The organism is Paraburkholderia monticola (assembly GCF_001580545.1).
GTDB classification, from domain to species: Bacteria; Pseudomonadota; Gammaproteobacteria; order Burkholderiales; family Burkholderiaceae; genus Paraburkholderia; species Paraburkholderia monticola.
Genome location: NZ_LRBG01000031.1, coordinates 272,992 through 282,079, shown reverse-complemented (window position 1 = coordinate 282,079; position 9,088 = coordinate 272,992). Strand labels below are relative to the sequence as shown.

Here is a 9,088-nt window from a genome sequence, read left to right as displayed (position 1 = left end):
GGACCTCTGAGCAAGAGCCGTTTTGCGACGGGTCGGATCGGAAGGGAGAGTTTAAGAGTGATCTGGATGAGGGGGCGGGTAAAGAATAGATCTGCGCCGTCGCGGGACGAGCGTGAATGAACGAGCCTTCCCGTTTAGGGTTATTTGTATTCGATGCCTGCCCCATTCACATTGCTCCGGCGGGCAGGCATCGAATAAGCCTAAACGGGAAGGCTCGTTCATTGACGTGAGAAGTGCCATTCGCCGACGACGGGTCGCGAACGACAGCTAACCAACCTGGAGCCGCCGCACTGCTCCTATCTTCGAGCGTCTCCTATGGCCGATTACTTGCCCACCGACTTGGCAGGGCGAGAGTCAGTTGCATTCCGGACGCTGTCATCCACGGCGTCACGAGTCCGCACGATATCGATGACGGTATCCGTGCAGAAGCCGTATCCAGATGCTCGATGTTCGAGAAGGTTCTAGCGGGAGCGCACGTTGATGCTCCGATGCAGACCCGCCAGGGCTGATAACTGCTGGCTGGATTTCTCGGTATCGCCGACAGTATCTTCGCTATCCGACCAGGCGTCATGGCCGTCTCACAAGGATTCCAGTCAGCAGTTGACGATCGAGTGAGAATGATTTCGACTTGAGTTTCGTGAGGCGCTGTTTCCGCACGAAGCCCACCGTCGGATTTAGGAGCGGCATGAGGCGCGGTTGCGCGACGAATTCGCGCCGCGTTAGCTTTCCGCAGGTCCCTGCGATCGGCTATCGCAGTTCGTGTAACCCACCAGGTATCCGGGCGACCAGAAACGCGCGGAATGTGCGTTCCCAAGCCGCGTCATTCAGGTCGGCACTGAGGCAGTCGAATCGCTCCATCCTCCTACTGACAGACAGGGCGGACAGGGACCGCGGGGGTACCGTTCGCCTGAAGAAGCGGCCTTCCGGATCAAGGAGCAGATACGGATGACGCCGCAGTCGCGCACAGGCCACCGAAATCGGGTCCAGCACATGTCGCCTTGAATCATGCGGGTAGACAAAGGCGAGATTCACGCCTGCTGTCGCGAGCTGATCGCCTGCATCGTGAAAACGGTGGGCCATCTGGAAGCCGCGTTCGGCCCCACGCCCGAGACCTGCAATGACAAGTCCCGCGGTACCTGCAATATCACGCAGCGAAATGACCTGCTGGTCAGGCGACAGTAGCGCAACGTCCAGATCGAACATTCCGGCTCCCGGGGAAAACGCGTCTTCGGTCCGCCAGGAAAGGTGGGCCGTCAGAAAGTATAGCGCGGCGTTCATAATATGTGTGTTGCATTATAATACAATGCAACTGAACCAGATGTCAGGCAGCACGGAGGCCGCGGCAGCATCAGCGAGCCTCCCGCTAGCCGTGACTTCTCCGAATTGAATTGGAAGTAATCGAATGCAAAGTGCAATGAACACCGTCCCGGCATGTCCGCAATGCGCGATGGAAAACACCTATCCGGACGGGGCGCTGTATGTATGCGCGGATTGCGGCCACGAATGGTCGGCCGCTGTGGAGGCGACCGATGAAGCGACCACGGGAAGCGCCGTCAAGGACGCAAACGGCAACATTCTCTCGGACGGCGATTCGGTGGTGCTGATCAAGGATCTGCGCGTCAAGGGCTCGTCGATCACGTTGAAGATGGGCACCCGGGTGAAGGGCATCCGCGTTGTCGGAGGAGATCACGAGATCGACTGCAGGACGGATGCGGGCAGCTTCATGCTGAAGGCCTGCTATCTGAGGAAGGCATGAGTGCGCGGGCCCGGAAACGGAGCGGAACGACACCGCTCGGCGCACCGTGCGATATGGCCTGGTTGAGTGTTGGTCCGGCCACCCGGGGCGGGTAGCGCGCATGGATGGCGATCGAACGTCCTTGGACGCATTCCGGGAATTTCTGTCGACGACCCCAAGTGAGGAGCGACCGTTCGTGCTGGAAACGCAGCACGGCCTGTCGCTGCACTTCGACCATTTCTCTACTCAGAGCTTCATGTCGCTCACGGCGCCCGACAGGCTCGCGCTCCCCTATACGCGCACGATGATGGGATTCCTGCTGTTGCAGTCCGATCCCCGGCACATCTGCATGATCGGTCTGGGGGGAGGGTCACTCGCGAAGTACTGCTACCGGCACCTGCCGCAAGCCCGGACCACCGCGGTCGAGATCAATCCCCAGGTGATTGCGCTGCGCGACGTGTTCAGGATTCCGGCTGACGACACACGCTTTGAAGTGATTTGTGCGGACGGAGCGGAGTATATCCATCGGGCGGGTATGTTGACGGACGTGATTCTGCTCGATGCCTACCAGGAGAAGGGAATGCCGGACCAGTGCACGAGCGCGGATTTTTTTGCTGCGTGCCGCGCGCGGCTGACCGATTCAGGCGTGCTGGTAGTCAACCTCATGGCCGATGATCCCGTGTTGCCAAGCCATGTGGAGCGGCTGGCGTCAGCCTTCGGCACCTCGTATTCAGTCGTCCGGTGTCGTGATGTGGGCAACTACGTCGCGTTTGCCTGGAAGGGCGCGCGGCGATTGCCTGCCAGGCGGGAATTGTACGAGCGCGCTCGCGCCCCGGTCTGGGACGGCGCGCCAGAATTACTCTCGACTGCCCGCGGCCTGAAGGACGGCGAGTGTCTCGACTGGCAGCGGTTCATCTGGCGCGACCAGGAACAGGGCTACTGGAAAATCGGCGTCTGACTCGGATCAACCGCCGCTGCGTTTTCCGCGGGTGCCGATCTGGTTTTTTGTCTTGTACGTCACGCCGTGCTGCGCGAGATACTCGCGAATCAACTGGCGAACGACCTGCGATGGCGTGAGATCCTGCGCCGCACAGAGGTTTTCAAATGCCTCTTTCTTGGCGGGATCGATCAGGACGGTAAGGCGTGCGGTCTTGCTTTCCATTGCGGGGACGGATCGGGCGATATGATAATCGAATTATAATGCATCTCCTTCACGAGAGGCGATGGGTCGATGTGTGATATGACGCGGCTAAGCGTCAGCGCGGCCCGGTCGCCATCCCCTGGGTCACGGTGCCGGTTCGGGTTCTCGCGTTCTCGCGTTCTCGCGTTCCCGTCTAACGGGTGGAACCGTAGAAGCAGTCGAGCATGTCATCGACTACGGGTACCGTCGCCAATGTAACGAGGAGCGCCGCGAGCGGCATGGTCGATACGTAGCCGACGTGCTTGAACCCGACTGCGCCGATCACGCCCCCGACAAGGAACGATGCCAGCATCGTGCAATGTATCCGCAGCTTCTCGCGGTTGGCGATCACCGCAGCGGCGTCCGCGGCGGCCCTGGGCGAATTCCAGTAGAACAGCTTGCCCAGCTCGATGCCGATGTCGGTCACGATCCCCGTCATGTGGGTGGTGCGGATCTCGGCATGAGAGAGTTTCGTGATCATCGCGTTCTGCAAGCCCATGATGAAGCAGAGCAGGACCACGGTGACGGGAATGAAGCACGCTTCCCATAACGCCAGATGGCTGCCGAGCATTCCGAACAGCAGGAGCAGCGCGGCCTCGAGCAGGAGCGGGAGCACGTTCTGACTGTGCAGACCGCGCCGTCGGCCCCAGTTGACCAGCACGGCCGAGCAGCCGGCTCCCAGCAGAAATGAGACCAACGAGCCGATCCCGCCCAGCGCGAGCGGGATGTCGCCAAGTGCTGCATGATCCGCGATGGCCGACACGATGCCACTCATGTGGGACGTGTACTGCCTGACTGCCAGAAAGCCGCCGGCATTGATCGCACCGGCAACGAATGCGAGCGAGAAGCCAAGTTGACGGTTCGCGCTAGCGCTGCGGTCTTTTCCCGCCAGAGTTCGAAAGTAACGCGCAGGCATCGGTGTCGTTCGGTCAATTACCTGGTCCGGAGTGCTCAGAAGGTAGCGCGTCCGGCTCATGTGGCTTTTATGATAATGTCATTATCATACTCTGTTAACCTGAGTGAAGTTTCAGTGCAATAATAGACAGGCAAGCGGTCATTGCTGCGGGATGTACCTCACTCAATCCCGACCGCGCAGGAGACATTCCGGATGGTGACTGGGCCTGTCGTCCATATCGTCGTGCTGGTCGTGCTCGCCTGGCTGGCGATAGGTGCGCTGGGGCTAGGGGTGTTGCATCGCACGCGTCTGGTAGCGCACGGGCTGTATCCGCTGGGCGCGCTGTTCGGACTGGCGCTGGGCGGTGCGGGGCTGGTGGGGGTGTTCTCGGAACCGTCGGCGTGGACGCTGCCGCTTGGCTTGCCAAACCTGCCGTTCCATCTGCGGCTCGACGGCCTGTCGGGCTATTTCCTGTTCGTTCTCGGCATCGTCAGTGCGGGTATCGGTGCGTTCTCTGCGGGTTATTTCCGCAAGGGCGAAGGCGCCGCTCCCGGGCTGATCTGCTTCGAATACCACGTCTGCATCGCGAGCATTGCACTGGTGCTGATCGCCGACGACGCGTACGTCTTCATGGTGGCGTGGGAAACGCTGACGCTCTCCGCCACGTTTCTCGTCATGACCAACCACCGGATTGCCCAAATCCGCCAGGCCGCTTACCTGTATTTCCTGATCTCGCATGTCGGCGCGCTCGCGCTGCTGCTGTGCTTTGGCCTCCTGCAGGCGCGAACCGGCGACTATACGTTCGCCAACCTACGTGCGCAGCATCTGGACGGATTCTGGGCATCGATCGCTTTCGTGTTCGCATTGGTCGGGTTCGGCGCGAAGGCGGGCGTGTTCCCGCTGCACGTCTGGCTGCCCGATGCCCATCCGGCCGCGCCGTCGCCGGTGTCGGCGCTCCTGAGCGGATTCGTGCTGAAGCTCGGTCTGTATGGCCTGCTGCGTATCGTCTTCGATCTGCTGCACGTGCAGATCGCGTGGTGGGGCGTGCTGCTGCTTGTTCTCGGCATCGCCTCGGCGCTGCTCGGAGTGGTGTTCAGCACGATCCAGACTGACATGAAGCGGCTGCTCGCGTATTCGTCAATCGACAACGTCGGCCTGATGATAGTCAGCATGGGACTGACCGTGCTGTTCCGTGCCTATGGCATGACGGCGCTGTCGGCGCTCGCGCTGACAGCGCTGCTCTATCAGATCGTTGCGCATGCCGCCTTCAAGAGTCTGCTGTTCCTCGGCACCGGGGCGGTCCTGCACGCAACCGGCGAGCGTAATCTCGGCAAGCTGGGAGGGTTGATTCGCTTCATGCCCTGGACCGCGTGGGCCGTGCTCGCGGGCGTTGCCGCGAGCACGGGCCTGCCGCCGCTCAGCGGCTTCGTCGCAGAGTGGCTGTTGCTGCAGAGCTTTCTCTTTACGCCTCGGTTGCCCGATCCGGTGCTTGGCATGACGGTGCCGATCGTGGCCGCGCTGGTTGCGATGACTGCCGCACTCGCCGGCTACGCGATGGTCAAGTTTTTCGGCATCGTCTTTCTCGGGCAGCCCAGGGAGGCGAAGCTGAACCGCGCGCGTGACGCGAACGGATGGGAACGTCTGGCGTTCTGCTGGTTCGCGGGCGTCGGCGTGTTGCTCGGATTGCTCCCTGTACAGTTCGTCAAGGTGCTGGACCGGGTGACCCGTTCGCTCGTCGGCGCCGGTGTCGCTGCCGAAAATCATAGCTGGCTGCTATTTGCGCCCGTCTCGACCGCCCGCGCGAGCTACATGCCCGCCGTGTTCATGCTGTTTTTCGCGGCCTGCTGCGCGCTCGCGTGGGTGCTGGTGCGACGCTTCTACCACGGACGGCTGCGGCGGGCCGCGCCGTGGAGCTGCGGTTTCCCGTTCACGACGGCGCGGATGCAGGATACGGCCGAAGGATTCGGACAACCCATCCGCGAGATTTTCTCGCCGCTGATGCGTATCGAGCGCCAACTGCCGTCGCCGTCCGATGCGCATCCGGTCTACCGGATGTCGGCCACGGACGCCACCTGGTCCGTTCTCTATGAGCGCATCGGGAGGCTTACGCAACGCCTGTCCGAATGGACCGGCCGGTTGCAGACCGGCAGGATCGCCGTCTATCTGACCTACAGCTTTGTCGTGCTGATCGCACTTCTGATACTGGTGAGACGATGGTGACCGTATCCGGCGTCGTATCGCAGCTTCTCGAGATCGTCCTGGCGCTTGCCGCGGCCCCCTTGTTGACGGGCTGGATCAATCAATGCCGCGCCTGGCTGCAGAACCGGCGCGCGCCCAGCATCTGGCAGCCGTACCGGATGCTGCACAAGCTGTTCAACAAGGAGTCTGTCGTCGCCGTCAACGCCAGTGCGCTGTTTCGCGGCACGCCGTACGTCGTATGGGCGGCCATGACGCTCGCATGCGCGATTGTCCCGACGCTGTCGACCGAACTGCCGCTTTCGCCCGCCGCGGACGCGATCGCGCTGGTCGGCCTGTTCGCGCTCGCGCGCGTGGTCCTGTCGCTCGCGGCGATGGATGTCGGCACCGCGTTCGGCACGCTCGGCGCGCGCCGGGAAATGCTGATCGGCTTTCTCGCGGAACCCGCGTTACTAATGGTGCTGTTCTCGGCGTCGCTGATCACGCAATCGACGCTCCTGACCAGTATCGTCACGACGCTCGCCAGCCGGGAATTGACGATCTATCCGAGTCTCGCGTTTGCCGGGATCGCGTTCACGCTGGTCGCGCTCGCCGAGAACGCCCGGCTGCCCGTCGACAATCCCGCGACCCATCTGGAGCTGACGATGATCCACGAAGCGCTGATCCTCGAATACTCGGGGCGGCACCTCGCGCTGATGGAGTGGGCGGCGAGTCTGAAGCTGTTCGCGTACTCGTGCATTGGCCTTGCGCTATTCCTGCCGTGGGGCATCGCCGGGGCGGGCAATCCGCTTGCGCTGCTGCTGGCGATACCGGCGTTGTTCGTCAAGCTGATGGTGGGGGGCGCCGCGCTTGCCGCAGTCGAGACCGCGAACGCGAAGATGCGCATCTTCCGGATTCCGGAGTTCCTGGCGAGCGCATTCCTGCTCGCGGTCATCGGCATGCTCGTGCATATCCTGCTGGAGGCCTGAATGCACGGCTATGCGACGCAGCTGATCAATTTCCTCGCAGCGGTGCTGCTGCTGCTGTCGTTCGCGATGCTGGGCCAGCGTCGGATCCTGTCGTTGATTCATCTCTATACCCTGCAGGGCATGGCGCTCGTGTCAGCGAACCTGATCCTCGGCTTGGTGACGGGTGACCTGCATCTCTACATTTCCGCCGCGCTCACGCTCGTCCTGAAGGTCGGCCTGATTCCGTGGATCCTCTATCGGCTCGTTCGCGAGCTCGACGTTCGTGCCGACGTCGAGCCGCTCATCAACATTCCGACGACCCTGCTGATCGGCATCGTGCTCGTGATCGTCGCGTTCAATGTCGCGTCGCCGATCAGCCAGGGCGCGACCTCGGTGGCACGCGGGACGCTCGGCATTGCGCTTGCCTGTGTGCTGCTGTCCTTCATGATGATGATCACGCGCGCGAAAGCGATTCCGCAGGTGATCGGTTTCCTGTCGATGGAGAACGGTCTGTTCTTTGCGGCAACGGCCGCAACCAACGGGATGCCGATGATCGTCGAACTGGGCGTCGGGCTCGACGTGCTGGTCGGGATCCTGATACTGGGGGTGTTCATGTTCCAGATCCGGGAACAGTTCGACAGCCTCGACATCCACCATCTCGAGAGACTCAAGGATGAATGACGCCCGCATCGTGCTGGTGGTGCTCGGCATTCCGCTCGTCGCGGGCGCGACGCTCGCATGGACGTGGCCGGGCCATGTCGCGCGCAGCCTGAACGTCGGGTTCAGCCTGATGACGTTCGTCGCCACCGTGCTTCTCGCATTGCGCACGGTCGAGCGTGGTCCGTCGTTCGCGCTCGGACGTATGTTCTTCGTCGATCCCTTCAACGTCTATCTGGTGGCCCTCACGGCGTTCGTCGGCTGGACGACGTCGATGTTCTCGCGGCCGTACATGCAGATCGAAGAGGCGCGCGGCAGGATGACCGCGCGTCGCATGCGTCTCTATCACAGCATGTATCAGTTCTTTATGTTCGCGATGCTGCTCGCGCTCCTCACCAACAACGTCGGTGTGCTGTGGGTCGCGATGGAAACTGCAACACTTGCGACCGTACTGCTGGTGAGCGTCTACCGGACGGCCGCCAGTCTCGAGGCGGCATGGAAGTATTTCATCCTGTGCGGAGTCGGCATCGCCCAGGCACTCTTCGGAACGATCCTGCTGTATCTCGCGGCGAGCCGGCACCTTGCCGGCGGCGACGCGCTGCTGTGGACGGATCTCGCCGCGGTCAGGACCCAGCTCGATCCGGCGATCGTGTCGATCGCCTTCGTGTTCCTGTTCGTCGGCTACGGCACGAAGGTCGGACTTGTGCCGATGCACAACTGGCTGCCGGATGCGCATGCCGAAGGCCCGACGCCGATTTCGGCCGTGCTGTCCGGATTGCTGCTCAACGTTGCGCTGTACGCGGTATTGCGCTGCAAGGTACTGGCTGATGGCGCACTCGGCAACGGTCTGCCCGGACGCCTGCTGGTCGGATTCGGACTCGTTTCGGTGCTGGTCGCATCGTTTTCGCTGTTTCGACAGAAGGACGTCAAACGATTGTTCTCGTATTCGTCGATCGAGCACATGGGGCTGATGACGTTCGCGTTCGGGCTGGGCGGTCCGGTGGCGACGTTCGCCGGGCTGCTGCACATGACCGTACATTCGCTCGTCAAGTCGGCGATCTTCTTCGCGGTCGGGCACGCGGCACAGAAGGCGGGCACCCAGGTCATCGACGACATCCGGGGGCTGTTGCAGGTCAGCCCGACGGTCGGATGGGGCATGACGCTCGGTGCGCTCGCGATTCTCGGTTTGCCGCCGTTCGGTGTATTCGCAAGCGAATTCCTGATCCTGACAACGGCGATCAATGTGCTGCCGTGGACGGCGCCGTTGCTGCTGCTGGGGCTCGCCGTCGCGTTTGCAGCGATCTTCCTGCGCGTGCAGACAATGGTCTTCGGCGAGACGACAGCGAGGCCGCTCGAACACCGGCCGGCGTTGCTGCCGGTATTCGTCCATCTGGGCCTCGGCCTGATGCTCGGCCTTTACGTCCCGCCTTACCTGGCGATGTGGTACCGCCAGGCCGCAACGATGCTGACGGGGTGAA

9 protein-coding genes are annotated in these 9,088 nt (G+C 62.3%); 6 read left to right on the top strand and 3 right to left on the bottom strand.

What is annotated here, in order from left to right; translation table 11 throughout:
• Nucleotides 1-747 precede the first annotated feature (747 nt).
• Complete coding sequence (locus tag CI15_RS20755; protein ID WP_062130429.1) at nt 748-1,203, bottom strand: hypothetical protein; 456 nt, start codon at nt 1,201-1,203, stop codon at nt 748-750.
• A 211-nt stretch (nt 1,204-1,414) separates the two neighbouring features.
• Here CI15_RS20755 and CI15_RS20750 point away from each other — a divergent pair, with 211 nt between their 5' ends.
• Both CI15_RS20750 and CI15_RS20745 read left to right on the top strand, forming a co-directional pair.
• Nucleotides 1,415-1,756 carry a zinc ribbon domain-containing protein YjdM gene (locus CI15_RS20750; protein WP_062130397.1) on the top strand — a complete coding sequence of 114 codons (342 nt, stop codon included), beginning with the start codon at nt 1,415-1,417 and terminating at the stop codon, nt 1,754-1,756.
• A gap of 100 nt (nt 1,757-1,856) precedes the next feature.
• Complete coding sequence (locus CI15_RS20745) at nt 1,857-2,693, top strand: fused MFS/spermidine synthase (RefSeq protein WP_062130395.1); 837 nt, start codon at nt 1,857-1,859, stop codon at nt 2,691-2,693.
• Nucleotides 2,694-2,699: 6 nt separating this feature from the next.
• On the opposite strand, the gene CI15_RS20740 is transcribed toward CI15_RS20745, so the two are convergent.
• Nucleotides 2,700-2,897, bottom strand: coding sequence for a ribbon-helix-helix protein, CopG family (locus tag CI15_RS20740; RefSeq protein ID WP_062130393.1), 198 nt, complete (start codon nt 2,895-2,897; stop codon nt 2,700-2,702).
• 172 nt (nt 2,898-3,069) lie between these two features.
• Nucleotides 3,070-3,831: a YoaK family protein gene (locus CI15_RS20735; RefSeq protein WP_062130390.1), complete on the bottom strand. Its 762-nt coding sequence runs from the start codon at nt 3,829-3,831 to the stop codon at nt 3,070-3,072.
• Between the two features lie 192 nt (nt 3,832-4,023).
• Here CI15_RS20735 and hyfB point away from each other — a divergent pair, with 192 nt between their 5' ends.
• Genes hyfB through CI15_RS20715 form a run of 4 tightly spaced genes read left to right on the top strand, consistent with a single transcriptional unit; the run spans nt 4,024 to nt 9,087 of the window.
• Nucleotides 4,024-6,030: a hydrogenase 4 subunit B gene (gene hyfB / locus CI15_RS20730; protein WP_062130388.1), complete on the top strand. Its 2,007-nt coding sequence runs from the start codon at nt 4,024-4,026 to the stop codon at nt 6,028-6,030.
• The gene (locus CI15_RS20725) at nt 6,024-6,974 is read left to right on the top strand and encodes a respiratory chain complex I subunit 1 family protein (RefSeq protein ID WP_062130386.1); all 951 of its coding nucleotides are present in this window, start codon (nt 6,024-6,026) and stop codon (nt 6,972-6,974) included. Before hyfB ends, CI15_RS20725 begins: the two co-directional genes overlap by 7 nt.
• On the top strand, nt 6,975-7,634 hold the full coding sequence (locus tag CI15_RS20720; RefSeq protein ID WP_062130384.1) for a hypothetical protein: 660 nt from the start codon (nt 6,975-6,977) through the stop codon (nt 7,632-7,634).
• Nucleotides 7,627-9,087 (top strand): hydrogenase 4 subunit F, encoded by a 1,461-nt coding sequence (locus CI15_RS20715; protein ID WP_062130382.1) that lies wholly within the window; start codon nt 7,627-7,629, stop codon nt 9,085-9,087. The genes CI15_RS20720 and CI15_RS20715 overlap by 8 nt, the downstream gene beginning before the upstream one ends.
• Nucleotide 9,088: the final 1 nt, after the last annotated feature.

Coding starts and splice junctions, on each gene's coding strand:
- CI15_RS20735 (WP_062130390.1), bottom strand. CDS start 3,831: ATGCCTGCGCGTTACTTTCGAACTCTGGCGGGAAAAGACCGCAGCGCT.
- CI15_RS20715 (WP_062130382.1), top strand. CDS start 7,627: ATGAATGACGCCCGCATCGTGCTGGTGGTGCTCGGCATTCCGCTCGTC.
- hyfB (WP_062130388.1), top strand. CDS start 4,024: ATGGTGACTGGGCCTGTCGTCCATATCGTCGTGCTGGTCGTGCTCGCC.
- CI15_RS20720 (WP_062130384.1), top strand. CDS start 6,975: ATGCACGGCTATGCGACGCAGCTGATCAATTTCCTCGCAGCGGTGCTG.
- CI15_RS20740 (WP_062130393.1), bottom strand. CDS start 2,897: ATGGAAAGCAAGACCGCACGCCTTACCGTCCTGATCGATCCCGCCAAG.
- CI15_RS20755 (WP_062130429.1), bottom strand. CDS start 1,203: ATGTTCGATCTGGACGTTGCGCTACTGTCGCCTGACCAGCAGGTCATT.
- CI15_RS20725 (WP_062130386.1), top strand. CDS start 6,024: ATGGTGACCGTATCCGGCGTCGTATCGCAGCTTCTCGAGATCGTCCTG.
- CI15_RS20750 (WP_062130397.1), top strand. CDS start 1,415: ATGAACACCGTCCCGGCATGTCCGCAATGCGCGATGGAAAACACCTAT.
- CI15_RS20745 (WP_062130395.1), top strand. CDS start 1,857: ATGGATGGCGATCGAACGTCCTTGGACGCATTCCGGGAATTTCTGTCG.